Below are 26424 nucleotides of genomic sequence, written 5' to 3'. Positions count from 1 at the left end.
TCCGGGCTTGTCGCCCGGGTTTCCGAAGCGATCTCGGTGGCAGTGGCATCCCGTTGCAGCTCCTAGAACTCGATGACCTGGCGTACGGCGCTTCCGTCATGCAGGCGGTCGAAACCTTCGTTGATATCCTCGAGCTTGAGCCTTGCACTGAGCAAACGGTTCACCGGCAGCCGCCCATCACGGTAAAGCGCGATGAACCGCGGAATATCGCGGACGGGCACACAGGTGCCGATGTAGCTGCCTTTGAGTGTCCTCTCCTCGGCAACCAGTTGCACGATGTTCACCGGCAGGGTCGCGGACGGCGGCGGCAGGCCTGCGGTCACGGTCGTGCCGCCGCGTTTGGTCATCCTGAAGGCATTTTCGAGAGCGCGAATGGAACCGGCCATCTCGAATGCATAGTCAGCGCCGCCGGAGGTAAGCTGTCGAACCTGTTCGACGGCATCTTCATCGCGTCCGCTCACCACTGCTGTCGCGCCAAGTTCAACGGCAAGCGCCAGCTTTTCCTCTGAAAGATCGACGGCGACGATCTTGCTGGCGCCAGCCGCCCGGGCTCCCAGCACTGCGGCAAGACCGACGCCACCCAGCCCGATGACGACGGCAGTTGAGCCGGCCTTTATCTCGGCCGTATTCACGACTGCGCCCACGCCCGTCAGAACCGCGCAGCCGAAAAGCGCGGCTTCCACAAATGGCAGGTCGCGGTCGATCTTGATAAGCGAATTGCGCGAAACGACGGCATATTCGGCAAAAGCGGATACCCCGAGATGATGATGGACGGTTTGACCGTGATAATTCAGCCTCATCGCGCCGCCGACAAGTGTTCCTGCTGCGTTGGCCGCAGCACCCGGTTCGCAAAGCGCTGGCCGACCTTCCGCACAAGGCAGACAATGCCCGCAGCTCGGCATGAAGACCATTACGACGTGATCACCCGGTTCGAGGTCCCGGACCCCATCCCCAAGGGCCTCGACAACGCCGGCTGCCTCGTGCCCCAGCGCCATCGGCATTGGCCGGGGCCTGTCACCGTTGATGACGGAAAGATCGGAGTGACAAAGGCCGGCGGCGCGGATGCGAACGAGGACTTCGCCGGGGCCGGGCGGCGAAAGTTCGATTTCCTCAATCGCAAGAGGCCTGCTTTCGCGGTAAGGAGGAGACACATTCATCCTCTGCAACACAGCTGCTTTGACCCGCATTATTCCCTCCTTCACCGAGTTTCCCCAGAAATACAAGATATCCGTCCACCAGTAATGCAAGGAGTGGCATAAACTGTTTTGAATTGGATTGACCAACCCGTCCGGCGTGCAAAAACCGCCGAGGAGCGTCGTCTTGTCCCGTATAGCCAGCGCGGTTTGAACGCGATGGTGTCGACGGCGAAACGCGCTCCGCGCGGCCTTTGCGCGTGGACGCGACGGCGATGGCCAGATGCTACAGACCTGCCTTGGAGCAACCCTGTGAACACTCCGCTCGATATCGACGGATACGGCGGTAGAACTGGGTGCGCTCGATCCCGAAATGAGCGCCCGCTCAATCACGAGTTTCGACGAACAGTGGGAAGATCAGGATTTGCTCTTCACGAAAATCGCGCCGATGGCAGGAAAACCATTCGATACTCTTTGAGACCAAGGAGGACGCCATGAGAGCTGCTGCTTGATCACGGAAACCACGTTGCTGATTTTCGATCGGTGGAAACACACATGGCAACGCCTTCACCACGTGGATCGTGGGATCCGAGAATCGTTTCTTGATCCTGGATGCAGATGACGCCCGCCTGTCCGAAAATCGGCGACAGTGCCGGCAGTGGCAAGACGTCATGCCCAAGCGCAGTCAGTCCCCCGATAATGTTCGCGTCAGGCGACTGCTCGACTTTCAGGCTGTGATGCACGTCGGAAAATGTCTTGCCAAGCAGAAAACGAGGTTGTGCCAAAGCCTGTTCGGGCGTCATGCCGTAGTCGAGCAGGCCTGTGAGCACCAGCGACAATGTCTGCGGCTGGCCATCTGCCCCTTGCGTTCCGTAAAGCAAATAGGGGGATCCATCCTTGAACGCGATGCCCGGGTTGAGGGTATAGAAGGGCCGCTTTCCAGGCTTTATGGCGTTCGGATGGCCGCTTGCAACCGAAAACGCCGCGCCGCGGTTCTGCCAGATGACGCCGGTGTCGCCAACGACCACGCCGCTGCCCCAGTCGAAATATGTGCTCTGAAGCACGCTTGCACAGCGCCCCTGCTCGTCGGTTGCCGCGAAGAAGACCGTGTCACCATGCTGGTAAGCATGAGGCCATTCGAGCGCCCGTTCGTGGTCGATGGCCTGAGCTTTCTTCTCAAGCCGGGTTGGGTCAAGAAAGCCGGGAGAGTTGCCGTCGGCGAAATCCGGGTCGGCGATATGCTCGCGATCGAGGAACGCCTGTTTCACGGCTTCAACCAAAAGATGGTAACGCGCTGCGCTTGATGGCGGTAGTGACGCCAAATCCAGCCGGGACAGAATGCCAAGGATTGCAAGTGTGGAAAGCCCCTGCGTCGGCGGGGGCGGGGCGAAAAGCGCTACGCCGCGATAGTCCTGCGACATGGGTTCCGCATCGCGGGTGCGGGTGAGTTGCAAGTCGACAGCAGTGATCGGCGAGCCCAGCGAAGCCATCGCCTCTCCAAGGCGGCGCGCCAACTCTCCCTCATAAAAGGACCGATAGCCATGCTCGGCGATGTGCCGAAGGGTTCGAGCAAGCGGATGTTGCGTGAAAATGCCCATGCTTGCTGGATGATCAAACGCGGCTGCGAAACCCGGCCATTGGGCTATTTCGGGGCGTCTGAATTCAAGCCAGAAATCTTGTGTGTTGCCCGGCTGGTATCCGCTTTCCGCAAAAGCTATTGCGGGCATCAGAAGATCGGGAAGCTGCTCGCGGCCTTGCCAATGCTGCTGTCCAAACGCCAGGGCATGACCCCAGCTATCTACCGCGCAGGCGGTCGTTATCATGGAAGAGGGGCCGCGCAGCGGGATTGCCGTCTGATAGTCGGGAAGGACCGCCGCGGCCTGACCTATTCCCAGAAAGGACCGGCAGAGGCCCTGCTTGTCGGCGACCAGCCATACGGCATCGCCGCCCAGACCGCAAAAATGCGGCATCACCACCGCAAGTGTCGCAGCGATCGCAACGGCCGCCTCGATAGCATTGCCGCCACGTCTTAGTACCGCTGCGCCGGCTTCGCTTGCAAGGGGATGTGGACTGGTGACCATTCCCGGCAGGGCAGCTTCCGGCACAGGTAGCGACATGATATTTCCTCTCTTGACGGACTGGCCGGAAACTTCCGGCCAGGGATGCACATCGTGGCTCGCTCAGTCGATCTTGTAGGCGAGCTTGCGGTCGTCCAAGGACGGCAGGAACTGGCGGGTGAATACCTGGTCGGGCTTTGGCTTGGAAGGCAGCTGATAGCCTTCGGCCACGATATCGATCGAACGCGCAAGACGAGCGTCATCAACGTCGCCGAGGCCGAGCCTTTCGACTTCCGGCGAGATGATCAGGTTCTCGTACGAGAATTTCATGCGCGCAAGTTCGAGTTCTTCCTTGGCAAGATTGTCGTAGGCCAACACGGCCTCTATGCCTGCCCTGGAATTTTCGGCGATTTCCCTGGTGGCCTTGTTCACCGCGCGTACCAGTCCTTCCACCGCTTTCGGGTTTTCCTTGACGAGTTTCTGCGACACCATCATGCCGTTGGCGTAGAGATCAAGGCCATAATTGCCGAAGGACAGCCAGTTATAGTCCTTTGCCGGGTCCTGGCGATTATTGATGAGGTTGAACCAGCTGGTGATGTTGAACACGAGGGCGCCGTCGATATCGCCCTTGATGAGCATCGGCTCCTGCAGGTTGGGACCCATGTTCTCGATCGCGACCTTGGTCATGTCAACCTTGTTGATCGTACCCAGCACGTTGACGAGGCGGGTTGTAGGTGTGCCCTGCGCACCGCCCAGCTTCTTGCCTTCCAGATCGGCCGGCTTGGTGATGTTGGTTTCCTTCTTGCTGACGATGGCGAAGGGCGGCTTGCTCCAAAGCTGGTAGACCATGACGGGCACGTCGTTCGGCCGTGTGGCGGCATTCTGGATGATGGCATTGATATCGCCGAAGCCGGCATCGTAGACGCCCGACATGATACGCGTGACCGTTGCCGCCGAACCCTCGCCCTGATCGATGGTGACATTGAGGCCCTCGTCCTTGAAGTAGCCCTTCTGCAAGGCGAGCAGGAAGGGGGCGTCCGAGCCTTGCGTCTTCCAGCCGAGGGTGAACTTGATATCCGTGTCAGCTCGGGCGACACCGCCGAGGCAAAGGCTAAGTGCAAGAGTCGAGATCAGTTTCTTCAGCATGTCTGGCTCCATTTGTTTTGAGTAGATGTTCAGGCGGCAGTGAAATCCTGGCCGCGGGCGGCCCAGCCCGTGACGCGTGCCTCGATAAGGGAGAAGGCGACGTAGAGAAGCACACCCAGAAGGGCGAGGATGAAAAGGCCGGCAAAGACCAGCGGCACATCGAAATTGGACGAGGCCGACATCATGACATTGCCGATCCCGCGGTTGGAGGCCACGGTTTCCGACAGGACAGAGCCGACGAAGGCGAAGGTGACGGCGATCTTCAGCGAGGCGAAAAAGAAGGGCATCGTGCGCGGCAGTCCGACATTCCAGAGGATGTCGAGCTTGCTTGCGCCCAGCGATTTAAGCACGTCCTCCAGCTCCGGCTCGGTCGTTGCAAGGCCGGTAGCGATGTTAACGACGATCGGGAAGAAGCACATGGCGAGCGCAGTGAGAATTGCCGGCACGGAGCCGGAGCCGAACCACAGAACGAAGATTGGCACAACCGCTACCTTGGGGATCGACGAAAAACCGATCAACAGGGGGTAAGCCGTATCGTAAGCCACGCGCGACACGCCGATTGCAGCCCCGATGGCAACGCCGACCGCCACTCCGAGGACAAAGCCAACCATCGTCGTCCAGAGTGTCTGTATTATATGTGGCACGAGGATCGGAAAGCGCTCGACAAGCGTCTGGAAGACCTGGCTTGGACGAGGCACGACGAGATCGGACACCTGCAAGGCGATACAGAGGATTTCCCAAAGGACGAAGAACGCGAGGATGAGAGCGGCGGCCCAGAAGCGGCGGCGCAATTCGTAGGTCATGGGTCAGGCTCCCTGGATAGCGGTGTCAGACCGGGCATCGATGATGAGTTCGCGCAGGCGCTGGTTGAGCGCGACGAAATCGTGCTCGAAGGTCATTTCGATTGTGCGGGGACGCCGGAAATCGACGGGGCTATCATCGATAATGCGACCGGGCCGCGCACTCATGACGCAGATGCGGGATGCCAGGAAACCTGCTTCCTTCAGGTCATGGGTGATGAGCAGGACGGTCGGCTTGCGCTTCATCCAGAGCGACTGCATCGTGCCCCATAGTTCTTCGCGGGTAAATTGATCGAGCGCGCCAAAGGGTTCGTCGAGCAGAAGCAGGCTGGGTTCGTGAACGAGCGCTCGGCAGAGATTGGCGCGCTGGAGCATTCCACCGGAGAGCTGCCATGGGTAATGGCTGGCGAACTTGTCCAGGCCGACATCTGCAAGCAAGACGCGGACCCGGTCGCGGAATTCACCGTTTTTCTTCGCTCGGTATTCGGCACGGAACGGCTTCACGATCTTGAGTGGCAACATCACGTTGCGCTCTATCGTCAGCCAGGGAAGCATGGTCGGGTTCTGGAAGGCCATGCCGATGCGCAGCGCCTTGGCGCCAACTTCTCGCCCGCCAACGATGACCGCGCCCCTGGTCGGCTGCAGCAGGCCGGCGGTAAGCCGCATGATCGTTGACTTGCCGCAGCCGGAGGGGCCGACGAGTGCCACAAATTCCCCGTCGGCAATGCGCAGATTCGTCTCTTGCAGCGCAACGACTGCCTGTTCCTTGCGGCCGAAGGAAACCGCGGCTTGCGAGAGCTCCACGGCGGGAGCGGCGGATGTCGTCAGTTGAGGCATAGTCAGCATTAGGTCACCGTGAAAAGCGTTTCGATAACTGTATGCAATCTACGTGCCAAAATACATGCATGCTCAATTGTCTTGTTCTGCATTCGATATCTCCGGCGTGTAAAATGAATGCACTAATTGTATGCATGTGTTTTGGGCATTTTTGATTTGCCTTGCATTTAAATGCGGCAGCGCGCCGAGTTGATTTTCCCCGTCGCCTCGCTTATCGATTGGCCGGAGAAGAGGGTTGGCAATGACCGGCAGTAAACGTTCGGTAAGAGGTGAAGGGGATCGCGTCGCAGCGATTTGTACGGCTCTGCGCCGTGCCATCATCGAGCGGGCGCTGCAGCCGGGTGACCGGCTGCCGGAGGATGCGCTCGGTGAGCGATTCGGTGTCAGTCGCACTATTGCCCGTCACGCGCTCGGCCAGCTTGCGGCCGAAGGTCTCGTCGACCTTCGGCGAAACCGTATCGCCGTGGTCGCTACGCCATCCTTCGAGGATGCCCGGGATATTTTTGACATCCGCCTTGATCTGGAAAAGCAGGTGGTGAGACGTCTCGCGGGCAAGTTGACGGACGCGCAGGCCAAGCAGCTGAAGGCAATCGTCGAGGCCGAGCATGAGGCCCGGCACGGGCCTGAAGGCGCTTCGATCCGCCTCGCCACAGACTTCCACGTGCTTCTGGCAGAGATGACCGGCAAGCCTATCCTGATCCGATATGTCACGGAAATCTGTTATCGTGCAGGCCTGTCGCTTGCTGCCTTCGGGCGGCCACACTCCTCCGACTGCGCGGTCAGCGAGCATCTTGACCTGATCGAGGTGATCCGCACCGGGCCGGCGGAGAAGGCTGAGGCGATGATGGTCGAGCATCTCGAGGCGGTTGCCTCGCGGGCGCTGTTGCAAAGCTCAGGCGCCAAGCCACGCGACCTGATGGATATCCTGGCGCCTTATGCAGACTGAAAGGAGCCGGGCTCCTCTGACGTTTAGCGGGCGATGGATGGGTCGAGTATCCATTCGGCGCTGTCGTTCCAGACGTCCGTATCCAGGATCAGGCCGTCACGCACGGTGAATCGGTCGATATATCGGTTGTTGTCGAAAGGGGTGCCGTCCGGCCATTCGCCGTAGAGATAGCCGAGGCTATAGATGATGGTTTCCGTTTCGCCAGGCACGACGTCGTAACGCTCGATACGCTTCTTCACCCATTTATAGCGAGCCGCGTTGAAGTCGGTTGGGCCGCTCGGTGTGTCAAAAAGCCGATTGCCGGTAAAGCGGCAGATGAAGCCCGGGGCGACATAGGTCGCGGCGCGAGCAGGATCGCGCGCCATTGAGGCATCGAGATAGTCCTTCACCGATTGCAGATCGCGTTCTGTTGCCTCGTTCATGGGAATCTCCAAATCTGTTGCGAATGTTTCGTCAAAAGTGCATACATTTATTGTTACGCAAACTACCCATCGAGTTGCAATATGTCATTTCAAGAATCCTTCGATCTTGTGCTGCGCGATGCACGCGTGAAAGGATGCGCCGCGCTGCAGGATATAGGCGTCACCAATGGCCGCATTGCCGCTATTGGTCAGATCGCGACGGGAGCAGGCCGGAAGGATGAGGCAGTCGGTGGGAGGCTGGTGCTGCCGGGTTTCGTCGATACCCATGTTCATCTCGACAAGTCGTGCCTCTTGTGCCGTTGCAGCGATGCAGGAGGCGGGCTGAAGGGCGCGATTGCCGCGGTTGCCCGTCTGAAGCGGGACTATACGGTCGAGGACGTCTATGCCCGCGGAGCCCGGACGATAGAGATGGCAATTGGCAAGGGTACGATGCACATGCGCACCCATGTGGAGGTTGATCCGCGGGTGGGCTTGCGCAGTTTCGAGGCGATGAAGCGGTTGAGACAGGATTATGCTTTTGCACTTGATCTTTCCATCTGCGTGTTTCCGCAGGAAGGGCTGACCAATGATCCGGGCACGGAGGAATTGCTCGAACAGGCGCTTGCCGAAGGTGCGGACCTTCTCGGCGGCTGCCCCTATACAGACAGCGATCCGTCTGGCCAGATGGAACGTCTTTTCGCCTTGGCCACGCGACATGACGTGGACCTGGATTTCCATCTGGACTTTGACCTCGATCCAAGCTGGGGGCATCTTGAGGAGATTTGCGACCGGACGGAAAAGGCCGGTTGGGGCGGGCGGGTGGCTGTCGGCCACGTGACCAAACTTGCAACCATGAACGAAGCAATATTTGAACGTCGGGTCGCGCGGTTGTCCCAAGCGGGCGTCGCGGTAACGGCGCTGCCTTCGACCGATCTCTATCTGAACGGTCGGGAAGCCGGTTTTCGCGCCGTGCGAGGCATAGCACCCGTGCATATCCTCAAGGATCGGGGTGTCACGGCATCGATCGCCAGCAACAACATACTCAACCCGTTCACGCCCTTTGGCGACTGTTCACTTCTGCGCATGGCCAATCTCTACGCCAATGTGATGCATCTCGGGCCGGAGGATTTCGCGGCCTGCCTGGATCTCGTCTCGGAGGATGCAGCCCGGCTGATGCGGATCGACGGTTACGGGCTGGATGTCGGCGCGATGGCCGACATCCTCGTAATGGAAGGCGAAGACGAGACCGAGGTCTTCGGCGGGTTGGGCGAGCCCGTCATGGGTTTCAAGCGGGGGCGCAAGAGTTTTGTCAGGCCAGCCGCTACGGTGCTCCGGCCTTGACATTTTTGGAGCACCGCTGCGTCGTTCTGGTTCTCCTCCGACCTGCGGTCCCGGTGGGCCGGCGCCGGCCCCGAACAGGATACTATCCTGCGAAGCGCTCTTATTCCGCTTTAAGGTTGTTTTCCCGCACGCAATAGCACGAGGCTACGGTCGATCAGAACATATTCGGCGGCTTCGATTTTTCGGTCAGTCGCTTCGGGATCGACTGTCGTGAGGACTTCCACCCATCCTCCGCTTACCTCCGGAAGAGCGAATGGAACGGACCCGTCATGGGGATTGAACAGGATGAGGATATCATCCCAACCTTCTTCCTCATCGTGATCGCGGCCAACACGCAGCCCGATGGTGGTGGCGCCGGGATCATCCCATTGCTCCCGGGTCTGCTCGCTGGCCGCCGGATTGTACCACGTTATGACCATTCCGTCGCGCCAGTCGTCGCGCCTCAAAATCGAATGTTCATGACGCAGCGAAATCAATCTGCGGGTGAAATCGCGCAGTTGTGCGGCGCTTGCGGGTAGATCCTCCCAATGCACCCAGCTCAGTTCGTTATCCTGGCAGTAGGCATTGTTGTTGCCCATCTGGCTGCGGCCAAACTCGTCGCCAGCCAGAAGCATCGGTGTTCCATGAGAAAGAAAAAGCGTCGCAAGAAAATTTCGCTTCTGACGGTCGCGGAGAGTAATTACTCCCTCGTCATCGGATGGTCCTTCCACGCCAAAATTAAAGCTTCGGTTGTCGCCATGACCGTCCTTGTTATCCTCGCCGTTCGCCTCATTGTGCTTGTCGTTGTATGAAACGAGGTCGTTGAGCGTGAAGCCGTCATGCGCTGTCAGGAAATTTACGCCGGACCAGGGACGACGGCCGCGCAAGTCATAAACATCGCCGGAGCCGAGGATACGGGCCGCGAAATCCCTGGTCGTGCCATCCCTGTTTCTCCAGTAATCCCGCACGGTATCGCGGTACTTGTCGTTCCACTCTGCCCACCCTGGCGGAAACCCGCCGACTTGATAGCCGCCTGGCCCAATGTCCCATGGTTCTCCAACAAGCTTCAGACGTGACAGCACGGGATCCTGCCCGACGGCATCGAAGAATCCGCCGCGCTGGTCGAACCCTTCCGGCTCGCGTCCCAGGATCGTGCCGAGATCAAATCGGAACCCGTCGATCTCCATCTCCTGCGCCCAGTAGCGCAACGAGTCCGTAACCATCTGCAAAACGCGCGGGTGGGAAGTGTTTACCGTGTTTCCGGTGCCGGTGTCGTTGATGTAGTAGCGCGGCTCGTCCGGCATTGTGCGGTAATAGGAGAAGTTGTCGATGCCTCTGAAAGAGAGGGTTGGTCCCATCTCATTGCCTTCGGCGGTGTGATTGTAGACGACGTCCAGGATGACCTCGATCCCGGCGCCATGGAAAGCGCGAACCATGTCCCGAAAGCCCTGGATGCCCCGCGGACCCATGTAGCGGTTCGCCGGAGCGAAGAAGGCAAGCGTATTATATCCCCAATAGTTTTTCAGACCTTTTTCCAGCAAATGGGCGTCGTCCGGAAACCAATGTACCGGAAGCAGCTCAATGGAGGTAACCCCCAAACTTTTGACGTAGTCGACGATCTCTTTCTCCCCAAGGCCCTCAAATGTGCCTCGGAGAGCTTCCGGAACAGCGGGGTGAAGCTGCGTGAAACCCTTGACGTGGGTCTCATAAAATATTGTCTTCGACCAGGGAACGTCGGGGCGCTGTTGACCCCTTGGCGCGTCGGACCTGGCGACCACGCGAGCCTTTGGCACAAACGGCGCGCTGTCAGTGTCGTCGAAGGACAAGTCCTTGTCCGGACTGTCTGTCACGTAAGCAAATTGCGGCTGGCCCCACTCTATGTCGCCCACGACTTCGCGCGCATAGGGATCGAGCAGAAGCTTGTTAGGGTTGAACCGGTGCCCGCTTTCGGGTTCGAACGGCCCGTAAACGCGGTAACCGTAAAGTGCGCCTTCTTTCAGGCCCGGTACATAGCCGTGCCATACCTCGTTGGTGTATTCCGGAAGCTCGAGGCGTTCGATCTCCGCGGTCCCATCGCTTGAAAACAGGCAGAGTTCCACCCGCTCCGCATGGGCGCTGAACAGCGCGAAATTTACGCCATCTCGGTCCACAGTCGCGCCGAGTTGACGGTGGTCACCGGCGAGAATACGGGAGTTTCTGCTGATCATGGATGCCTCTGGAAAACGGGTGGGATCTTGCGGGTGAGTGGAGACGCGGTGTTTTCGTCGCATGAGAAACACGGATGCGTCAGGAACGTTCCCTCCCGTATGGCGACAATCTTGCAGCCAGAGGCATGGGCCATTCGGTTTCGCGAGTGAGTTCTCCGATGTCGGCCGGAACAGACAAAGACCTACGGGCGCTAATATTAGCCCCGGCGATGAGCGACTGTTCAGGACGTTGCGCCGCTCCTGAACAGTCTGGCAGTTTTGTGGTGAAATCGAGCTTCTGTTACGTTTGCGGTGACAGGTTTTCCTCCGCTGCGCCGTCCGGGACCGGGGCGTCGACCGGACCGAATTCACTTTCCCACTCGGCACTTGCGGCATGCCACTGCTCTTCGTCCTGACCTTCCGGACGACCGGCCTGCTCCCACAGTTCGTAAGCGCGCTTCGAAATCCATTCCTCGCGATCGGTGCCCATTTCATTCTCCCTTTGAGGTGTGAAGCAATATTGTCCTGCCCCAACCTTCGCCACCAACGAAAGTTCCGGTGGCGCCGCGTGGGCATCAGGCAACCGTCACCATTGTTGTCCGCGAACATGGCGATCTCACTGAGGCGGACGGCGCGCCCGGTATTTTGGGAACAGGGCGAGCCCGGAACGGCGGAAGCAGCCGGAGTGTGTGAGGATGATCCCAAAGGCGGGCATAGCGTGAACGACGCGGCGGCTCAGTCCGGATTTAGACGGCGTTGCAGGCCTTGTGTCGGATGATTTCTGGACGGCGGATGCCGAGGGCTCGCTTCACGAAACTTCGAGCGTTCTGACGAAGTCGGCAGTCTGATGTGCGTGAACACGCGTGAAGCGGATTAACTCATCGAAGTGCCGCTGCATCTTTCGGATGGATTCAGCATTGTTCAGCACCAGATACATGCCGCCGACGAAAATCGCAGCGCGTTGCGATCCAAAGATCGTATAGGGCACAGAAAACCGTTCTTTCTCATTAAACAGGAACAATCTGAACGACGGATAGAGTTCATTGATCAGGTTTGACATGTACTGAAGCTGCTCGGCACGTATTTCCCTTTTCAGTCCCCGCCACATGCCGCTCCCCTGGGCAAAGGCCTCAAGTGTCTCGCGTGGCATGCACACTTCCATGTCCGTGCCGGGTTGACGATTGTAATCGAGCCTGAATGCCGTTTCGCTTGCTTGCGCCTTGACGCTTTGATGCGCGGATCTCGCCTCGAATGCGATGATCTGTGGCGTGCGGAGCAGGTCGGGAATACGGGCCGGCACGTAGCGTATCTTGGAGCCCGCGGCCTCTGCATGCCATTTCATCAGGAGGGTATCGGTGTAGTCTTCGCCACCTTCCTCTATCTCGAAGCTCGGGCGCAGTTCGCCCATCAGCCCCGGATCGTGCGAAATGCCAAGCAGCCAGTCCAGTGAAACGGAATGACGTTCGGCAATATTCAGAAGCGTTTCAACGCGCGGCAGCCGCGCCGAATCGCTTGATAGAAGCTGCGACAGAGCCGATCGGTCGATCCCGATCTCGGCTGCAAAGGCCGAATGACTTAATCCGGAGCGGGAAACCAGCTCCGTCAGCCTGATGCGAAACAGGTTGGAAAGCGCGCGCTTGTCCACTTTTCACCTCGTTGTTTACAATTATCACCATATTCTACTTTTTGTGATCAAAATCAACGGTTGGTAACCATAATCCCGTTGTGTACCGCGCCCTGGGGTGAAAATCTCTCATTACATTCTAATCGAGGGATATTATGAGTGACATTGCCAGTGAATCCAACGCAGTAGGCCGGCCTCGCCCGAAGTCGCTCAGGATCGAGTGGCCGACGATAGGATTGCTGATCGTCTGTTATGGTCTCTGGGCCGGCGCTGGTTACGCCCTCTATCCGCTTTATCCGTTTGCAGCGCTTGTCGTGATGGGCATCGCTATCGCGTTGCATTCATCACTTCAGCACGAGGTGCTGCATGGGCATCCGACCCGCAACGCAAGGCTCAATGAAGCGCTGGTGTTTGCCCCGCTTGGGATTTTCTATCCCTACCGCAGCTACAAGCGGACACATCTGCAGCACCATGCGGATGAGCGGCTGACGGACCCGTTCGATGACCCGGAAAGCTATTACCGCGCCATGGGCGACTGGGAGACTTTGCCTGGATTTTTAAAGACATTGCTCGGATGGAACAACACGCTTATTGGACGCCTTCTGATCGGTCCGCCGCTGATGGTCGTCGGATTCACGATATCGGAGTGGCGAAAGATCGCCAAAGGTGACCGGCGGGTCATCTATGCCTGGGTTCTGCATATGGCTGGTCTCATTCCCACGTTGCTGGCCATATCCCTGATGTTCGGTATTCCGCTCTGGCAATATATCGGTGTCGCTGCCTATCTCGGCATTTCCATCATCGCCATCCGCTCCTATTGTGAGCACCAGTGGGCCGAGCGGCCGGACGGGCGGACGATCATCGTCGAGAACTCCGTTCTGGCCCCCCTGTTTCTCTACAACAACCTGCATTTCGTGCATCACAAGCTGCCGACTGCGGCGTGGTATAAGCTGCCATCGCTTTATAAAGCCAGACGCGCCGAATGGCAGACGATGAACGAGGGCTATGTTTTTGCCAATTACTTCGAGGTTTTCCGCGCTTTTGCATTCCGTGCGAAAGAGCCGGTAGTGCATCCCGTATTGGGACGGCCCGAATTGGTTCCCGCAACAACGGCCGTGACCTATGTGCCAACTGATTTCGTAGCCTACGTGATGCCCGATAATTCCTTGAGATCGGACGCCTCGACGTGACCTTGATAGCGGCGCTGCCGATGTATGACTGGCCAGAATTGCGTGCTGAGACCGATGCCGTGTGGGCGGGAATGCGCGTAAGATTTCTTGCGCAAGGCATCGATGCTCCCGAGCGCCTTGTCCGGCGCAACGCAGATATGCCGCCCGTTCCCGGTGGCATTCGTGATGAGGCAGGATCCGTCATCGCTCCGGATCCTGCCACGCTTGATCCTTTCTCCCTCGATCTTGCAGTCTTGTGGCGCCATCCAAACCTTCTCGTTTCCCAGACATGCTGGGGTCCTATGGAGCTTGGCCTCGAAGATCACGTCGAGGTCATCGGTCAGGGCAATTATGACGGGATCACAGGCGGCGCGGGTGCATTTTACTCAAGTGCCCTCATCGCCCGCATTGGTGAAGGCGGCGGCGACGTCGCCCCGTCCGAGGAAGGCGAGGCAATTCTGCCGCTCGGATTTTTCAGTCAGAAAAGGCTGGCGTTTAATGAGCACCGGTCCTTGTCCGGTTATCTCAGCCTCAAACGCGATTTACAGGCGGCCGGTCAAGGCCTCGATATGTTCCGGGAACTGGTTGAGACTGGCTCGCACCGCGCTTCGGTGATTGCCGTTGCCCACGGTGATGCCGATATTGCCGCGATTGATTGCAAATCCTGGATGATTGCCCAACGATATGAGCCGGCAGCAGCAGGCCTTCACGTTGTCGGCTGGACCGCGCGGCGCAGAGGCCTTCCCTTCATCCGCGCTAAGGGTATGGATATTAAACTCGCGATGTGACGGAGAAGCTGGAAACAGTGTGGCCGTCAATCGGTTTTGCATGTGCCTGTAGCGCCGCCTGATATCAGTTTGGCGGCGTGTTTTGCGACATAAGGGATCGGATAGCCTCGATGTCCGCCGAGGGCGGCCGGTCATCCGAGTAAGGGGCGACATGGGTGCGGAGCAGGCCGTAGAGCGCGTCGGTACCGGGCGCCCTTGCCGCAACGGATTGAATGAAATCATGCGCCTGTGTCGCCGCCATCCATTCTATCGACAGGATATATTCGGCATTTTCGATAATTGCGAGGAGCTTGTTGGCGGCGGCGGTTGGATGGGCCAGGAAGTCTTCCTGCAGAGCGGAGGTCAGCCCGCCATCGGTGGAAGCGGGCGCCGCAAGGCGCCGGTTTTCGTTGGACAGCGCAGCTGCGGTATATTGCGCGATCATGAAACCGGAATGGCTGCCGGGATCGGAAGCGAGAAATGGAGGAAGCCCGCTCACGAGAGGGTTGACGAGCCTGTCAATCCGTCGTTCGCTCATCGCCGCGATCTGGGAGAGTGCGATGGCAAGACTATCGGCTGCCTGTCCAAGGGCCGGGGCCACCGCGTGAGCCTGCGACCATACGATGGGCTCTTCCGGTGACCCGGCGAGCGCCGGATTGTCTGTCACGGAGGCCAGTTCTCGGTCAATGATGGTCGCGCAGCTATCGAACACATCGCGTGCCGCGCCATGCGCGTGGGGAATGGCGCGCAGGCTGAGGGCATCCTGTGTACGCTTGCCAAACGACGCTTCGATGAGACCGCTGCCTTCAAGACGCGTCCTGAGGGCTTTTCCCACCGTTGCCATGCCCAGTGAGGAGCGTAGCGAGAGCACGGCTTCTTCGAAGGCCGACATCTGGCAGCCGACCGCTTCCAGCGTCAGCGCGGCAATGGCATCCGCCCAATCAAGCAGCCGTGCTGCGCGTGCCAGAGCGACACTGGAGAGGCCCGTCGCACATGACGTGCCATTGACGAGGCTCAAACCTTCCTTGGCGCCAAGAACGAGCGGTTGAAGGCCCATTTCCGCCAAAGCGTCCCGACCGCTGAATGATTTGCCACCGAGCTTTGCCCTGCCTTCGCCAATCAACACGAGCGCAATATGGGCATTATGTATCAAATATCCGGCTGACCCTTTTGAGGGCACATCAGGGATACAGTCGCATTCCAGGAACCTCGTCAGATGGGCAACGATCTCCCTGCGGACACCGGAGTAACCATGGGCGAAGTTGGCTATTTGTGAGGCAATGATTGCGCGTACCTCGTGACGGCCAAGCAATGGGCCGACGCCGCAGGCGTGACTGAGAACGATACTGCGGGAAAGCTTTCCCTGGGCAGCGCGATCGACCACCGTGTCAGCCAGAGCGCCAACACCTGTGTTGACGCCATAGGCACGGATACCGTTTTCAACGATGCCGTCGACAATTCGGCTTGCCCTTTCGATCCGCCGGTAGGCTTCGTCCGAAAGGACGAGATGATCGCCTTGGCTCACAAGGGCGACATCGTGCCAGCTCAGGGCCTTGTCCAGCATGACCGTCATGAGGTTCTCCTCGAGGAACGCCGTCTAGACGGAAGACGACGACATTGTGTTGCCATTGACTGATCCGGTTTGTACGCCTGCCTGTGTATCAGGTGCTGTAAAGGCGGTAGCGGCTTCCGGGATAGAGCAGGCGCACCGACGAGATGACGCCAACGTCAGACCATGTCCGGCGTCGCACCAGAAGGCAGGGCTCTGCTTTGGAGATCGCCAAAAGCTTGCATTCCCACGGCTGCGCCGTAACGGCCTCGATATGTTGTTCAGCCCTGATGATCGGTGCCACGGCGGTGAGATAGCCGTTCGGCGTTCTGGTGCTGAAGTCCTGATTGACGTAATCCGGAACGATCCCGTGGTTTACGAAACGATCTTCGATCTGCATCGGGACGGAATCTTCCGCGTGGACGATAATCGAATGAGCAACCGTCGCGCCCACATCGACAGAGAGCGCTTCGGCGAGTTCGGCATCGCATGTCTCCGTGCGAAGCAGAACGATCTTTGCCGTGTGAATGCCGCCATTCTGGTTGATCTCGTCGGCAATATTGGGAACACTTTGGAATTGGGACGTTCGCTTTTTACTTGCAACGAACGAGCCTTTGCCTCGGACACGAACCAGAAATCCTTCGTCCGCCAGTTCGCGCAGCGCCCGGTTGGCGGTCATGCGGCTGACACCGAGCATGTCCACCAGTTCATTCTCCGATGGTACACGCTGGCCGATCGACCATTCGCCCGTTTCGACGCGGCTGCGAACGTAGTCCTTGAGTTTGACGTAAAGCGGCGGGGAAATTGCCGCTTCATCCTGCCGATTTTCGACCTGTTTCTTTACCGTGTGCATGGGTTCCAAGTCGCTTGGTCGTCACAGCCCGAAATCTCGGCGTCTGACATAGTGAAATGCATGTATGCGGGTATGGGTGTGCCATACCCGCAAATGATGATCAGTTCAACTTGTGAGCCGTGAGCCACTCTTCGGCGACGACGTCGAAGCTGTCATGATTGGCCAGTCGACCGTTCATGACGATGAGATCCTTGGTGGTCAAGGCTGCGGATACGGCGTTGAGCGTCGTTGTCACGACATCGCTGACCTTTGGTGTCGCGATAACCGGGACGATGTTCTGTGCCGGGAAGAGGTTCTTCACATCTTCAAGAATGATGAGATCATTGGCGGCAATGGCGGGATCCGTCGAGAAAAGGTTTGCCGCCTGCACCTGATCGTTCACCAGCGCAGACAGCGTCAAGGGACCGCCGACATCGAGCGACTTGAAGGACTTGAACTCCAGGCCGTAAATGTCCTTGAGGCCGATGATGCCTTCTTTACGGGTTTTCCATTCCGGCGGACCGCCGAGCACCAATTCTGAGGCGACCGGTGCCAGATCGGCAATTGTCTTCAGCTTGTATTTCTCGGCGGTTGCGCGTGTCACGGCGACGCCGTCCGAGTCCTGTGCTTCAGATGGCGTCAGCATCGACACGCCCTTTGGCAGAGCGGCCTTGAGCGCAGCCGCCACGTCCGCCGGTGCGTGCGCCGTGGCGTTTTTGTCGAGATAGCTCAGCGTCGCACCCGCATATTCGGGCAGGAGATCGATCGAGCCGTCGAGCAGGGCGGGGATGTAGACCTCACGGCTGCCGATGCTGAGTTTCGTCTCCACCTTGATGCCCTTTGCAGCAAGCGCCTTGGCGTAGATGGTCGCCAGAAGCTGGCTTTCGGGGAAGTCGGCAGAGCCGACGATGATGGTCGAGGTGTCCGTTCGCGCCGCCGGGGCCGCGCCCAGCGGGTCGGTCTGGCCAAACGATGTGGTCGCCGAAAGCGCCATGAAGGCCAATGCGCCAGCGGCTTTTAAAATCCTGAATGCCATGCAGCTGCTCCTCTTGTTTTTTACTGGGTGAAAATGCGTCGGTCTTTCGGGCATGTCGCGCCTAATGGCGGCGCGACAGTCCGGGTGAGATCGTCAGCTTCGAGATGATGCCTATCGTCAGGTCGACGGCCAGCGCCAGAGCGCCAACAAGCACGGCGCCCGCTGCCATCTGATAATAATCGTTTTGCGCCCGCCCATCGATGATCAAGCGGCCCAGTCCGCCGAGTGACACATAAGCGGCGATCGTTGCGGTTGAAATGATTTGCAATGTGGCGCTGCGCAGGCCGGAAAAGATCAGCGGCAGTGCGCATGGCAGTTCCACGTCGAAGAGAATGTCGAGCGGGCGTTTGCCCATGCCGCGCGCCGCATCAACCGCGGCCGGATCAACCGCCGCCACGCCGGCATATGTGCCATTCATGATGGGCGGCACCGCCAGAAGCACCAGAACGACGATGCTGGGGAGAATAAAGGCCATGTCTGACGAAAAGACGGGTCCGAACAGGATTACCAGCAGAACGATCAGGCCAAGGCTCGGAAGTGCGCGTAAGGCATTGGCGAGACCGGCAATCAGGAAAACGCCACGGCCGGTGTGTCCGACATAGAGGCCGACCGGCAGGCCGATCAGGCACGCAAAAAAGAGGGCGATGGAACTATACACCAGGTGCTGCACAATAAGCGCGAAGACACCGTCATTGCCGGTCCAGTGTGCCGGGTTTGAAAACCAGTCGATCATCTTTCAGCACCTCCAGCCTGCCACGGTGTGAGACGACGCGCGATGAAAAGCACAATGCCATCCAGAAGGACCGCCAGAACAATACACAGGATAATGCCTGCAATGATCGGTGTCAGAAAGCGCAGTTGCAGTCCCTGTGTGAAAAGCAGGCCGAGCTGGGGTGTCCCCACGAGCGCCGCGACCGAGACGATGCTGACATTCGAAACCACGGCTACGCGCAGGCCCGCTGCAATCACGGGAACGGCGAGGGGAAGCTCGACGAAGAGCAGACGGTGCATGGGGCGATACCCCATGGCATTCGCGGCCTGGACAACATCCGGCGACACCGACTCCAGTCCGTCGCTGACGGTTCGCACCAGAAGAGCCAGCGCATAGATCGTCAGCGCGACGACGACGTTCAGAGGATCGAGGATGCGTGTACCCAATACGAGCGGCAGAAGGACGAAGAGCGCCAGCGAAGGAATGGTGTAAAGCAGCCCGGCTGCGCCGAGCATTGCAGAGCGAAAAAGACCTGCCCGCTGCGCGAGCCATCCGAGGGGCAGCGCCAGGATGAGTCCGATCACAACGGGGATGACGGAAAGCCATACGTGCCAGGCGAACAGTTCGGCGATGCGGCCGGATTCGCGGTATAACCAGTCGAACCTCATGACCTCGTCCCCTGACGGCCGTTGCGCGCGGCCTCAATCGCGGCCACAACATCAGGCAAGGTCACAGTGCCAACGAGTTCGCCGGACGGCCTCACAATCACGCCCCGGCCTGAAGGTGAACTGAGCGCCGCGTCGAGGACGTGGCGCAGGCTGCTTCCCTCGACAGCAAGGGTTCCGCTGAGATTAAGGTCGCCTTCGCGCACGGTATTTCCGGTGCTTTCAACGTCCACCCAGCCGAGCGGACGATTTGCGGCGTCGGTTATCAGGACCCAACCGTCTGTGGCAATCTGACGGAGTGACTCGGGACTGGTGCCGAGGGGCGCCGTCGGCTCCTTACCAAGAGAAATGCCTTCCTTGAACTCGGCGAAACCGAGGATCCGGTAGCCGCGATCGCGGCCGATGAAGTCTGCGACGAATTCATCCGCCGGCCGCGCAAGCAACTCCCGTGGCGTGGCAATTTGCGCCAGCGTACCGCCGGTGCGCAGCACCGCCACCTGGTCCCCAAGCTTCAGTGCCTCGTCGATATCATGTGTCACCATGATGATGGTTTTGCCGATTTCGCGCTGAAGACGCAGGAATTCATCCTGTAACTGCGCGCGAACGACCGGATCGACCGCACTGAAGGGCTCGTCCATCAACATGAATTTCGGATCCGACGCCAAAGCCCGGGCAACGCCGACACGCTGTTGCTGTCCACCGGATAGCTGCCACGGATACCGATCGGCAAAGGCAGCCGACAGTCCTACGCGCTCCAGCAGATCGTGCGCGGTGCGAAGCGCCTGCTGCTTGGGGGTGCCGTTCAGGCGCGCTGTCGTCGCTATATTCTGCACCACCGTTCGATGGGGAAAGAGGCCAGCGTTCTGGATGACGTACCCTATCCGACGCCGCAGCAGCGCTACGTCCATCTTGTCCGTGGGTTCGCCGTCAAGAAGGATCGACCCGGACGAAGGCGTGATCAGCTGGTTGATCATGCGCAGTGATGTGGTCTTGCCGCAGCCTGAGGGGCCAACGAAAATGGTCAATTTCCCTGTCGGCGCGGTGAGCGACAACCTGTCTACAGCCGTTGTCGCGCCACGATAATGCTTGCTGACCTGATCGAACGTTATCACGCACACAATCCTCTGTAGCCGGGGTTTTTGACCACCCTCTATTGCTGCCCTCAAGTTGTCTATACAATCACGAAGTTTTCGATTTCGCAAGCGGGTGTGCCTAAAGATTTCGCGTGTCGCGATTTTGATAATTCTTTGGGCGATTTGCGTGGGGTGTGGGGAATGTGACCGTTTGAAATTGAAAGAGAAATCGCCCCGCACTGTCTTTCGCCCAAGTCGGTGGAAAGGGGGGGCTGCCCCAGTTAGCAATCACGATGTCGAGAAAAAATTCTGCGCGGGCTGAGCGCGGGGCGATGGTTAACGCTGGCTTCGTTTCAGAAACTCAGCGGCAGACATGTGTGTTGCCGGTGAATGATGCCGCTCGCACCGTTCCCGTAGATAAGCCGCTGGAAGCTCGCGCCCGGGTCGTGGCCCGTTGGCTGGAACGGCGAGGCTTTGAAATTGCTCTTCATCTGCATGGTTCCGAAGCCGCTGCCGCATAAGCTCTTCTCTTGCACTCGGGTCTGAGTCCGGCGAGCTCTCTGGCTAACCTGTACGGCGCTCCCGCCCGGGGGGGCGAGTGGCGCGAAGTGAACGGTGAAAACTTGGCGTTGCAAGGCACCCCCCACCATCCGTTAGTGTGAAATGATCCGTGGAAGCGAGGGGTGATGGTCGAATACAATCCGGGCGCGTCTTCGATATCGTTTCAGGTTTGCGTTATTGGGGCGGGGCCGGTCGGGCTCGCGCTTGCCTTTGCCCTCGAAAGACAGGGTGTAAGTGTTCTGCTGGTGGAGGCGGGCCGAAATGGCCATGATGGACGGCTTGCCAGCATTACAAACCACCACCATGCGCCTCTGGCTTCTTCGACGGCAGGAGGGCTTGGCGGGACCACGTCACTGTGGGGCGGGCGTTGCGTGCCGTTCGATGACATTGACTTTCTCGAGCGTGCGCATGTTCCCAATTCCGGGTGGCCGATCGGTCATGAGAGTATAAGCCGCTATTATGCCGATGCCCTGCACTTTCTGAATGTCAGGGCTTCGGCTCTGTCGCCGGGCGTCGGTGCTTCACCGGCAGGAGATGTCCATCTTGACTCTATCGAGTGGTGGAGCAGCCAGCCGGACCTTGGCGTGACATGCCGGGAGCGAATTGAAAAATCCCGTTTGATACATTTTCTTTCGGATACATCCGCAACGACAATCGATGTCGACGCCACGGGGGCGGTTACGGATGTCCGGCTCAGCAACGGGCATGGCGACATGCGCGTTCCGGTAACGACGCTTGTGCTGGCCTGCGGCGGCGTGGGCAATGTCCGCTTGCTTCACGAACTACGCAAGAAACAGCCCGAGCGTATTTCTCCGACGCTCGGGCATTATTATCAAGGCCATCTTACCGGTTATATTGCCGTGATCGAGCTTGAGAATGACGCCACGGTGGAACAGCTGTCTTTTCAAAGAGCGCCTTCCGGCGGAATTTTCCGTCGAAGGTTCCAGCTTTCAGGCGATGTCCAGCGGCGTCTGGGTCTGCTCAATTCCGTCTTCTGGCTCGATACCATCTCCATATCGAACGCGATTCACCATTCTGCCGGTCTTTCCGCCCTCTTTCTCGCCCTGCAATTAACCGGACTTTATGGTCTGCTGGCCAAGGGCAAGGCCGCAGGGTCCCGCCTGAGCACAGGCGTTCGTTATCGCGAGCATTTCCGGAATCTGGTCCCTACATTGTCGGCTTTTCGCGATCTGCAGACCACAGTCGGCCAGCTCCTCCGCCGCCGCGATCGCAATAAACCGCTCGTGAATCCGGCACGGCGCTATCTCCTGCGTTATCACGCAGAGCAGATACCTGATCACGCCAGCACGGTTCTGCCGCCTTCCGCCGGCGTGGAGGATCGGCCCGCCGCTGTTGCGATAGACTATCGGGTCAGCGAGGAAGATCTGGAGTCGATCGAAAAATCCCATGCTTTTCTGGATCAGTGGCTGCGGGAAAATGGGGTAGGGAAGCTCGACTTTCTACACCCCTCTTCGAAGCGGCGGCAGGCTCTTCGTGTTCAGGCCTATGACGGGTTCCATCAGATCGGCTTGACCCGGATGGCCGCAACAGCCGATGCGGGCGTGGTCGATAGTGACTGCAAGGTCCACGGTATCGCCAATCTCTATGTCGCCGGGAGCTGCGTGTTCCCGACGGGCGGGCACGCCAATCCCACCTTGCCGGCCGTGGCGCTTGCCATGCGGCTTGCCGACCATCTGGGCCAAAAGCTCAAGGGCCACGAGCCAGCGTTCCACGCCGGTCCCTGAAATACGTCCTCACGAAATGTTAAATCTCGGAACTCGTTTCGGGCCGCGCAGTTCGACTGGTGCGGGCCATGAGGCGCGCGAGTGATAAATCACCAACATGAGGAGACATACCATGGCAAATCAGGGTGGTACGCACGAACAGCACGTGAAAGCAGGCCAGCAGAGCCATAAAGGCAGCGATAAGCGTTCGCAGTCTGCATCGGCCTCCGGCGGCGGTGACAACGGCAAAACCCGCGGCGGCACGCATGAGCAGCATGTAAAGGCCGGCCAGCAGAGCCATAAAAACTCCTAGTGACTACCGATAGCCGAAAGATCCCCGCGCGCGCCGCGGGGATTTCTTTGTTTATTTTGTGAAAGACAGGAAAGCTCCATGACCGGTTACCCGCAGCCCCCTTTTCCAGAACAGCAACAGAAAATCCCAGGCCGTACCAATGAGATGTCACCTGTTCCTGATCACGGTGAAAAGACCTATGTAGGGTCTGGCCGACTGGAGGGAAAAAAGGCGATCATTACCGGCGGCGATAGCGGTATCGGGCGGGCAGTCGCCATCGCTTATGCGCGCGAGGGCGCCGATATATTGATAGCGTATCTCGACGAACACGATGACGCTGAAGAAACGAGGCGTCTGGTAGAGGAAGCCGGACGCAGGGCGGTTCTGGTGGCGGGCGACATCCAGTCATCCTCCCATTGCCGCCAGATTGTCGAGAAGGCCCGTACGGAACTGGGCGGCATCGACATCCTCGTCAACAACGCGGCCCATCAGAACACCTTCACCGAAATAGAAGACATCAGTGACGACGAGTGGGAGATGACTTTTGCCGTCAATATCCACGCAATGTTCTATCTGACGAAGGCAGCCGTTCCACATATGAAGGCCGGAGCGGCAATCATTAACACCGCCTCCGTCAATTCCGACAGTCCCAATCCGACTCTCCTTGCTTATGCGACCACGAAGGGCGCGATCCAGAATTTTACGGCTGGCCTGGCGCAGCTGCTGGCGGAAAAAGGCATCCGGGCGAATGCGGTCGCGCCCGGTCCGATCTGGACACCCCTTATACCTTCCACCATGCCCGCGGAAAAAGTAGCCGAGTTTGGCAAGCAGGTGCCGATGAAGCGCCCAGGACAGCCAGCCGAATTGGCGACAACCTATGTCATGCTGGCTGATCCTCTTTCGAGCTATGTGTCCGGCGCAACCATAGCCGTGACCGGCGGCAAGCCGATCATCTGAACCCGGTGGGCAAGCCGTGTGGGGGGCGCGTGCCTGGGCGACGGGTCAGCTGCCTTGGGGCTTGCTTCGGCCGCGGCGATGACCCCGACAGCGTCGTATCGTGGAGCCGAGTACGACTCCCTTGGAAAATGAGCATCCCGACGGCAATCGGTGGAGTGCGACAGGAGCGAGGAACGGACAATGACCACAGCAGCCGATATTCTGGTGGAGACATTGATCGAATGGAACGTCGATACCGTCTTCGGTCTTCCGGGCGATGGTATCAATGGCGTGATGGAAGCGCTGCGCAAGCGTCAGGACGCCGTAAGGTTTATCCAGACCCGGCATGAGCAGTCTGCGGCCTTCATGGCGACGGCCTACGCCAAATGGACGGGAAAGCTGGGGGTCTGTCTCGCTACCTCGGGACCCGGCGGCACCAATCTGCTGACAGGCCTCTATGATGCCAAACTCGATCAGGTTCCTGTCCTTGCGATCACCGGGATGCAATATCATGACCTAGTCGAAACCTTTACGCAGCAGGATGTTGACCTGACACGGGTCTTTGAAGATGTCAGCGTCTACAATACTGCTGTCAGCGACGCGGCACATATGGAAAATGTCGCCAGCCTTGCCTGCCGTACCGCTCTCGCCCGCCGCGGTGTGGCGCATCTTTCGGTCGCCAACGACACGCAGGAAAAGCCGGCAGAAGAGGAAGGCCGATCCCGGCGAAACCTGCCGAGGCACGTTCCGAATGAATGGTTCTCTTACCGCCACGAACCCACTGACAATCTTGTCCGAGAGGCCGCTGGCTTGCTCAACGACGGAAAAAGGGTGGCTATCCTGGCCGGGCGCGGTGCTATCGAAGCGCGCGACCAGCTGAAGCAAAGCGCGGAACTGCTGGGCGCACCGGTGGCGAAGGCGCTTCTCGGCAAGGCGGCCTTGGATGATGACGACCCATACACCACCGGCGGTATCGGTATCCTGGGCACTGCACCATCCCAGGAAATCATGAAAAACTGCGACACGTTGCTGATTGTCGGATCGACTTTTCCCTATATCGAATTTTACCCTGATCCCCGGGCAGTCAAGGCAGTCCAGATCGATCTCGACCCGCAACGCATTGGGCTTCGTCATCCCGTGCAGTGTGGCCTTGTGGGCGATGCGGGCGACATATTGCGCCGCCTGAACGCCATGCTGGACAAAAAGGGCGACCGGTCTTTTCTTGAAGCCGCACAGGACCAGATGCGCGGGTGGCGTGATCAGATGGCGCTTCTCACCTCGGACCGCTCGCACCCATTGAAGCCACAGCCGGTGGCTCATGCCTTCGGGCGACGCATGGGTTCGGACGCAATGCTCGTGACCGACTCAGGCCAGAATACCGAGTTGGCGGCGCGCCACATCGATCTTAGGACCACAAACGCCTTTTCCGTTTCGGGTGCACTCGCCTCGATGGCCTCCGGTTTGCCCTATGCCATTGCCGCAGGGCTGGCGTGTCCCGGCCGACATGTGCATGCGGTTGTGGGCGACGGCGGCCTTGCAATGCAACTGGGCGAATTTTCCACCGCCGTGCGGCATCGCCTGCCGCTCAGGATCCTGGTCATATGCAATGGAATGTTGAACCAGATCGCCTGGGAGCAGATGATGTTCCTCGGCCACCCGCAATTCGCCTGCGAACTCGCGCCGATCGACTTTGCCGCGGCGGCAGATGCAATGGGGGGAAGAGGTTTCACGATCTCCACATTTGATGAGATCGAGCGGGTTCTTGACGAGGCGTTCGCGGTGGAGGGACCGGTCATTATCCAGGCCAATGTCGATAGATACGAACCGATGATGCCACCGAAAATGCCGAAGGATTACGCAGCAAACTTCAAGAAGGCTCTACCGGAAACCTCTGGCCATCAGCGGATCGAAGAAAACATCGCGCGCGAACCGCTGCTGACGATGATGCGGGGCGGAGAGAACGCTGAAACCGACGGGGACTGATCGGTGCCGGTTGGGAAGGCAGGTGACCGCCCTTGGCTGATTGTTCAGCCACGCAAGCCTCCTGAACGGTTTCCCCGGCATTCATGTTGCACGCATCGGATGTCATGACGTCATGGACGACATCAGCGCCTCTGGTTGGCGAACACACGATCGGTTTACGGTTCAATGCTGTGCATGCTGTTCATTGCGCTTGCGGGTGGCCGCAGCTTTCTTGGCGGAGGTGGACCGTTCGGTCTTGGGTCTCGCAGCCGCGGCCTCGCCGCCCTTGCGGCCACCCTTTTTCGATGGCGCGTGGTTTTCCGCGTGTCCGCGGCCGGCGCCGGATTTCTTGCCACCGCCGCTCTCCTTGTTCACCGTGGCCCAGGCCCTGCGTTCGGCCTCTTTTTCGGGTACGCCACGATCCTCATATCCTTCTTCGATATGTTCGGCCTTGCGCTTCTGCTTGTCCGTATAGGACGATTTGTCGCCGCGGGGCATCGCGTTTCTCCTGTTGTTGAACCGCCCCTAACTCGCCTCGCCAGATGATGTTCCCGCCGGCTGAGGTTCGCGCTTTTCTCTCAGGGGTATCAATTGCTGCCCCTGGGATGCGCATGAAGTCAAAAAACGCCTGTCAGGGAACAATTGTCGCAGTGCCCGGTTCGAGGGCGGCCCGTGCGATGGGCTGTGTGGCCAAGC

Annotated in this window: 25 protein-coding genes; 8 read left to right on the top strand and 17 right to left on the bottom strand. The window is 59.1% G+C overall.

Going from position 1 to position 26424, the window contains the following annotated elements; all coding sequences use genetic code 11:
- Window positions 1-62: 62 nt before the first annotated feature.
- From AGR2A_RS17760 to AGR2A_RS17740, 5 genes are all read right to left on the bottom strand, one after another.
- Entirely contained in the window at window positions 63-1187 is a 1125-nt protein-coding gene (locus AGR2A_RS17760) for a zinc-dependent alcohol dehydrogenase family protein (RefSeq protein ID WP_072493654.1), read from the bottom strand.
- Between the two features lie 458 nt (window positions 1188-1645).
- Window positions 1646-3250: a gamma-glutamyltransferase family protein gene (locus tag AGR2A_RS17755; RefSeq protein WP_080823252.1), complete on the bottom strand. Its 1605-nt coding sequence runs from the start codon at window positions 3248-3250 to the stop codon at window positions 1646-1648.
- 63 nt (window positions 3251-3313) lie between these two features.
- Window positions 3314-4336, bottom strand: a complete 1023-nt coding sequence (locus tag AGR2A_RS17750) for an ABC transporter substrate-binding protein (protein WP_037090967.1) — start codon at window positions 4334-4336, stop codon at window positions 3314-3316.
- Window positions 4337-4365: 29 nt separating this feature from the next.
- Complete coding sequence (locus tag AGR2A_RS17745; protein ID WP_006698710.1) at window positions 4366-5139, bottom strand: ABC transporter permease; 774 nt, start codon at window positions 5137-5139, stop codon at window positions 4366-4368.
- Window positions 5140-5142: 3 nt separating this feature from the next.
- Window positions 5143-5982, bottom strand: coding sequence for an ABC transporter ATP-binding protein (locus AGR2A_RS17740; RefSeq protein WP_072493653.1), 840 nt, complete (start codon window positions 5980-5982; stop codon window positions 5143-5145).
- Between the two features lie 232 nt (window positions 5983-6214).
- On the opposite strand from AGR2A_RS17740, the gene AGR2A_RS17735 reads away from it, so the two are divergent.
- The gene (locus AGR2A_RS17735; protein ID WP_006698708.1) at window positions 6215-6919 is read left to right on the top strand and encodes a GntR family transcriptional regulator; all 705 of its coding nucleotides are present in this window, start codon (window positions 6215-6217) and stop codon (window positions 6917-6919) included.
- Between the two features lie 23 nt (window positions 6920-6942).
- Here AGR2A_RS17735 and AGR2A_RS17730 read toward each other — a convergent pair whose 3' ends face one another.
- The gene (locus AGR2A_RS17730) at window positions 6943-7341 is read right to left on the bottom strand and encodes a nuclear transport factor 2 family protein (RefSeq protein ID WP_072493652.1); all 399 of its coding nucleotides are present in this window, start codon (window positions 7339-7341) and stop codon (window positions 6943-6945) included.
- A gap of 81 nt (window positions 7342-7422) precedes the next feature.
- Here AGR2A_RS17730 and AGR2A_RS17725 point away from each other — a divergent pair, with 81 nt between their 5' ends.
- Window positions 7423-8661, top strand: coding sequence for an amidohydrolase family protein (locus AGR2A_RS17725; protein WP_072493651.1), 1239 nt, complete (start codon window positions 7423-7425; stop codon window positions 8659-8661).
- A 110-nt stretch (window positions 8662-8771) separates the two neighbouring features.
- On the opposite strand, the gene glgX is transcribed toward AGR2A_RS17725, so the two are convergent.
- From glgX to AGR2A_RS17710, 3 genes are all read right to left on the bottom strand, one after another.
- The gene (gene glgX, locus AGR2A_RS17720) at window positions 8772-10847 is read right to left on the bottom strand and encodes a glycogen debranching protein GlgX (RefSeq protein ID WP_072493650.1); all 2076 of its coding nucleotides are present in this window, start codon (window positions 10845-10847) and stop codon (window positions 8772-8774) included.
- 280 nt (window positions 10848-11127) lie between these two features.
- A complete protein-coding gene (locus AGR2A_RS17715) occupies window positions 11128-11316 on the bottom strand; it encodes a DUF2934 domain-containing protein (protein ID WP_004438121.1) in 189 nt (62 codons plus the stop codon).
- Window positions 11317-11634: 318 nt separating this feature from the next.
- Window positions 11635-12471: a helix-turn-helix domain-containing protein gene (locus AGR2A_RS17710; RefSeq protein ID WP_006698704.1), complete on the bottom strand. Its 837-nt coding sequence runs from the start codon at window positions 12469-12471 to the stop codon at window positions 11635-11637.
- 134 nt (window positions 12472-12605) lie between these two features.
- Between AGR2A_RS17710 and AGR2A_RS17705 the strand changes: the two genes are divergently transcribed.
- Together AGR2A_RS17705 and AGR2A_RS17700 are read left to right on the top strand one after the other, a co-directional pair.
- On the top strand, window positions 12606-13640 hold the full coding sequence (locus tag AGR2A_RS17705; RefSeq protein ID WP_072493649.1) for a fatty acid desaturase: 1035 nt from the start codon (window positions 12606-12608) through the stop codon (window positions 13638-13640).
- Between the two features lie 20 nt (window positions 13641-13660).
- On the top strand, window positions 13661-14407 hold the full coding sequence (locus AGR2A_RS17700) for a phosphate/phosphite/phosphonate ABC transporter substrate-binding protein (protein ID WP_072493690.1): 747 nt from the start codon (window positions 13661-13663) through the stop codon (window positions 14405-14407).
- 64 nt (window positions 14408-14471) lie between these two features.
- Here AGR2A_RS17700 and AGR2A_RS17695 read toward each other — a convergent pair whose 3' ends face one another.
- The 7 genes from AGR2A_RS17695 to AGR2A_RS30450 all read right to left on the bottom strand — a co-directional run bounded on the left by AGR2A_RS17695 (window position 14472) and on the right by AGR2A_RS30450 (window position 20744).
- Window positions 14472-15959, bottom strand: a complete 1488-nt coding sequence (locus tag AGR2A_RS17695; RefSeq protein WP_072493648.1) for an HAL/PAL/TAL family ammonia-lyase — start codon at window positions 15957-15959, stop codon at window positions 14472-14474.
- An 88-nt stretch (window positions 15960-16047) separates the two neighbouring features.
- Window positions 16048-16788: a histidine utilization repressor gene (gene hutC / locus AGR2A_RS17690; RefSeq protein ID WP_022563531.1), complete on the bottom strand. Its 741-nt coding sequence runs from the start codon at window positions 16786-16788 to the stop codon at window positions 16048-16050.
- A 100-nt stretch (window positions 16789-16888) separates the two neighbouring features.
- The gene (locus AGR2A_RS17685) at window positions 16889-17803 is read right to left on the bottom strand and encodes an ABC transporter substrate-binding protein (RefSeq protein WP_022563532.1); all 915 of its coding nucleotides are present in this window, start codon (window positions 17801-17803) and stop codon (window positions 16889-16891) included.
- A gap of 61 nt (window positions 17804-17864) precedes the next feature.
- Entirely contained in the window at window positions 17865-18536 is a 672-nt protein-coding gene (locus AGR2A_RS17680) for an ABC transporter permease (protein WP_034498423.1), read from the bottom strand.
- The gene (locus AGR2A_RS17675) at window positions 18533-19183 is read right to left on the bottom strand and encodes an ABC transporter permease (protein ID WP_006698697.1); all 651 of its coding nucleotides are present in this window, start codon (window positions 19181-19183) and stop codon (window positions 18533-18535) included. Before AGR2A_RS17675 ends, AGR2A_RS17680 begins: the two co-directional genes overlap by 4 nt.
- Window positions 19180-20292 carry an ABC transporter ATP-binding protein gene (locus tag AGR2A_RS17670; RefSeq protein ID WP_072493647.1) on the bottom strand — a complete coding sequence of 371 codons (1113 nt, stop codon included), beginning with the start codon at window positions 20290-20292 and terminating at the stop codon, window positions 19180-19182. Before AGR2A_RS17670 ends, AGR2A_RS17675 begins: the two co-directional genes overlap by 4 nt.
- A gap of 314 nt (window positions 20293-20606) precedes the next feature.
- Entirely contained in the window at window positions 20607-20744 is a 138-nt protein-coding gene (locus AGR2A_RS30450; protein ID WP_157952767.1) for a hypothetical protein, read from the bottom strand.
- Window positions 20745-20939: 195 nt separating this feature from the next.
- Between AGR2A_RS30450 and AGR2A_RS17665 the strand changes: the two genes are divergently transcribed.
- The 4 genes from AGR2A_RS17665 to AGR2A_RS17650 all read left to right on the top strand — a co-directional run bounded on the left by AGR2A_RS17665 (window position 20940) and on the right by AGR2A_RS17650 (window position 25749).
- Window positions 20940-22559: an FAD-dependent oxidoreductase gene (locus tag AGR2A_RS17665; protein WP_080823251.1), complete on the top strand. Its 1620-nt coding sequence runs from the start codon at window positions 20940-20942 to the stop codon at window positions 22557-22559.
- A gap of 112 nt (window positions 22560-22671) precedes the next feature.
- The gene (locus AGR2A_RS17660) at window positions 22672-22851 is read left to right on the top strand and encodes a hypothetical protein (protein WP_004438143.1); all 180 of its coding nucleotides are present in this window, start codon (window positions 22672-22674) and stop codon (window positions 22849-22851) included.
- Window positions 22852-22929: 78 nt separating this feature from the next.
- The gene (locus tag AGR2A_RS17655) at window positions 22930-23787 is read left to right on the top strand and encodes an SDR family oxidoreductase (protein WP_034498416.1); all 858 of its coding nucleotides are present in this window, start codon (window positions 22930-22932) and stop codon (window positions 23785-23787) included.
- Between the two features lie 180 nt (window positions 23788-23967).
- Window positions 23968-25749 (top strand): thiamine pyrophosphate-binding protein, encoded by a 1782-nt coding sequence (locus AGR2A_RS17650; RefSeq protein WP_072493645.1) that lies wholly within the window; start codon window positions 23968-23970, stop codon window positions 25747-25749.
- Window positions 25750-25911: 162 nt separating this feature from the next.
- Here AGR2A_RS17650 and AGR2A_RS17645 read toward each other — a convergent pair whose 3' ends face one another.
- Window positions 25912-26226 (bottom strand): hypothetical protein, encoded by a 315-nt coding sequence (locus AGR2A_RS17645; protein ID WP_004438151.1) that lies wholly within the window; start codon window positions 26224-26226, stop codon window positions 25912-25914.
- Between the last annotated feature and the right edge of the window lie 198 nt (window positions 26227-26424).

The organism is Agrobacterium genomosp. 2 str. CFBP 5494, assembly GCF_900013495.1.
Taxonomy (GTDB): domain Bacteria; phylum Pseudomonadota; class Alphaproteobacteria; order Rhizobiales; family Rhizobiaceae; genus Agrobacterium; species Agrobacterium pusense.
This window is presented reverse-complemented; position numbering and strand designations above follow the sequence as displayed.

Excerpts from the sequence above, each read along its gene's own strand:
- AGR2A_RS17735 (WP_006698708.1), top strand. The coding sequence starts at position 6,215 with ATGACCGGCAGTAAACGTTCGGTAAGAGGTGAAGGGGATCGCGTCGCA.
- AGR2A_RS17725 (WP_072493651.1), top strand. The coding sequence starts at position 7,423 with ATGTCATTTCAAGAATCCTTCGATCTTGTGCTGCGCGATGCACGCGTG.
- AGR2A_RS17740 (WP_072493653.1), bottom strand. The coding sequence starts at position 5,982 with ATGCTGACTATGCCTCAACTGACGACATCCGCCGCTCCCGCCGTGGAG.
- hutC (WP_022563531.1), bottom strand. The coding sequence starts at position 16,788 with ATGCACACGGTAAAGAAACAGGTCGAAAATCGGCAGGATGAAGCGGCA.
- AGR2A_RS17655 (WP_034498416.1), top strand. The coding sequence starts at position 22,930 with ATGACCGGTTACCCGCAGCCCCCTTTTCCAGAACAGCAACAGAAAATC.
- AGR2A_RS17715 (WP_004438121.1), bottom strand. The coding sequence starts at position 11,316 with ATGGGCACCGATCGCGAGGAATGGATTTCGAAGCGCGCTTACGAACTG.
- AGR2A_RS17730 (WP_072493652.1), bottom strand. The coding sequence starts at position 7,341 with ATGAACGAGGCAACAGAACGCGATCTGCAATCGGTGAAGGACTATCTC.
- AGR2A_RS17645 (WP_004438151.1), bottom strand. The coding sequence starts at position 26,226 with ATGCCCCGCGGCGACAAATCGTCCTATACGGACAAGCAGAAGCGCAAG.
- AGR2A_RS17745 (WP_006698710.1), bottom strand. The coding sequence starts at position 5,139 with ATGACCTACGAATTGCGCCGCCGCTTCTGGGCCGCCGCTCTCATCCTC.
- AGR2A_RS17760 (WP_072493654.1), bottom strand. The coding sequence starts at position 1,187 with ATGCGGGTCAAAGCAGCTGTGTTGCAGAGGATGAATGTGTCTCCTCCT.
- AGR2A_RS17675 (WP_006698697.1), bottom strand. The coding sequence starts at position 19,183 with ATGAGGTTCGACTGGTTATACCGCGAATCCGGCCGCATCGCCGAACTG.
- AGR2A_RS17695 (WP_072493648.1), bottom strand. The coding sequence starts at position 15,959 with ATGACGGTCATGCTGGACAAGGCCCTGAGCTGGCACGATGTCGCCCTT.
- AGR2A_RS30450 (WP_157952767.1), bottom strand. The coding sequence starts at position 20,744 with ATGAAGAGCAATTTCAAAGCCTCGCCGTTCCAGCCAACGGGCCACGAC.
- AGR2A_RS17750 (WP_037090967.1), bottom strand. The coding sequence starts at position 4,336 with ATGCTGAAGAAACTGATCTCGACTCTTGCACTTAGCCTTTGCCTCGGC.
- AGR2A_RS17700 (WP_072493690.1), top strand. The coding sequence starts at position 13,661 with ATGTATGACTGGCCAGAATTGCGTGCTGAGACCGATGCCGTGTGGGCG.
- AGR2A_RS17685 (WP_022563532.1), bottom strand. The coding sequence starts at position 17,803 with ATGGCATTCAGGATTTTAAAAGCCGCTGGCGCATTGGCCTTCATGGCG.
- AGR2A_RS17705 (WP_072493649.1), top strand. The coding sequence starts at position 12,606 with ATGAGTGACATTGCCAGTGAATCCAACGCAGTAGGCCGGCCTCGCCCG.
- AGR2A_RS17755 (WP_080823252.1), bottom strand. The coding sequence starts at position 3,250 with ATGTCGCTACCTGTGCCGGAAGCTGCCCTGCCGGGAATGGTCACCAGT.
- AGR2A_RS17660 (WP_004438143.1), top strand. The coding sequence starts at position 22,672 with ATGGCAAATCAGGGTGGTACGCACGAACAGCACGTGAAAGCAGGCCAG.
- AGR2A_RS17665 (WP_080823251.1), top strand. The coding sequence starts at position 20,940 with ATGGTCGAATACAATCCGGGCGCGTCTTCGATATCGTTTCAGGTTTGC.
- AGR2A_RS17650 (WP_072493645.1), top strand. The coding sequence starts at position 23,968 with ATGACCACAGCAGCCGATATTCTGGTGGAGACATTGATCGAATGGAAC.
- glgX (WP_072493650.1), bottom strand. The coding sequence starts at position 10,847 with ATGATCAGCAGAAACTCCCGTATTCTCGCCGGTGACCACCGTCAACTC.
- AGR2A_RS17680 (WP_034498423.1), bottom strand. The coding sequence starts at position 18,536 with ATGATCGACTGGTTTTCAAACCCGGCACACTGGACCGGCAATGACGGT.